1 pseudogene is annotated in these 574 nt (G+C 57.5%); it reads right to left on the bottom strand.

The window, feature by feature from the left end:
* Window positions 1–210: pseudogene (locus PV407_RS09480) on the bottom strand (group II intron reverse transcriptase/maturase); the annotation flags it as partial.
* Window positions 211–574: the final 364 nt, after the last annotated feature.

Here is a 574-nt window from a genome sequence, read left to right as displayed (position 1 = left end):
CATCCGGGTCGTCAGCTCGTCCAGGTTCGCTTCCAGGTTCTTCCCATACTCCGCCTTGGTTACTTCGTCTATCCCTGTCGCTTTGTCTGCCGGCAGTTCCGGATAGCAGTCCCAAAGCATCTGTTTGTCGAGCAAATGCGCGAGTGAGGTAAACCGTTCTTTCGGTCTGGTCTTTGCGACTTCTGCTATTCTTGGTAATCTCGTATCCATTTGTTCCCTTTACTGTTGGCAGCCCAAGACTCGGTATTGGCGACGCGGCTGACGTCTTACCAAGCCGGGTTTCCACCTGCTAAACTGCACGACCTTGCCCGGTCGCTCGCCGCGCCTGTGTCCGTTGGAAAAAAAATAGGCCGAAATGAGGCTCATTAGCGGCCGCCATATCCGTTAGACACTTGAAGCTTAGGCCCGCCCCGCCGACGCCCCATGCTCGCCCCATGCTCGCCCCATGCTCCAACTCCCGACGACGCCGGCGCAGGTCATACAGGCCGATATCGCCGTTTCCTTCGCAGCAGCAGGAAACCCGCTCCGGCTTCGGCGCTTAATGGAACGGACGGTCTTTGCTGTGCAAACCGAT

The organism is Paenibacillus sp. GYB003 (assembly GCF_036577625.1).
Taxonomy (GTDB): domain Bacteria; phylum Bacillota; class Bacilli; order Paenibacillales; family NBRC-103111; genus Paenibacillus_AB.
The sequence above is the reverse complement of the archived record's forward strand: the minus strand, read 5'-3'. Positions and strand labels throughout refer to the sequence as shown.